Origin of the sequence: Escherichia sp. 94.0001 (genome assembly GCF_013369155.2) — a bacterium.
GTDB classification, from domain to species: domain Bacteria; phylum Pseudomonadota; class Gammaproteobacteria; order Enterobacterales; family Enterobacteriaceae; genus Escherichia; species Escherichia coli_F.
The window spans coordinates 1-203 of the sequence record NZ_JABWMS020000362.1; the positions used below are offsets into that span (position 1 = coordinate 1).

General features: G+C 58.1%; 1 protein-coding gene. It reads left to right on the plus strand.

The window, feature by feature from the left end; translation table 11 throughout:
• Positions 1–203 (plus strand): phage tail protein (locus HEN33_RS27305; protein WP_242460339.1); only part of this gene is annotated, 203 nt, incomplete at both ends.

The following is a 203-nucleotide window of genomic DNA, read 5'->3' on the forward strand; positions in this document are numbered from 1 at the left end:
ATGTGGTGATGCCGGATGATGGCGCGCCGTTCCGCTACAGCTTCAGCGCCCTGAAGGACCGCCATAATGCCGTTGAGGTGAACTGGATTGACCCGAATAACGGCTGGGAGACGGCGACAGAGCTTGTTGAAGATACGCAGGCCATTCTCCGTTACGGTCGTAACGTCACGAAGATGGATGCCTTTGGCTGTACCAGCCGGGGG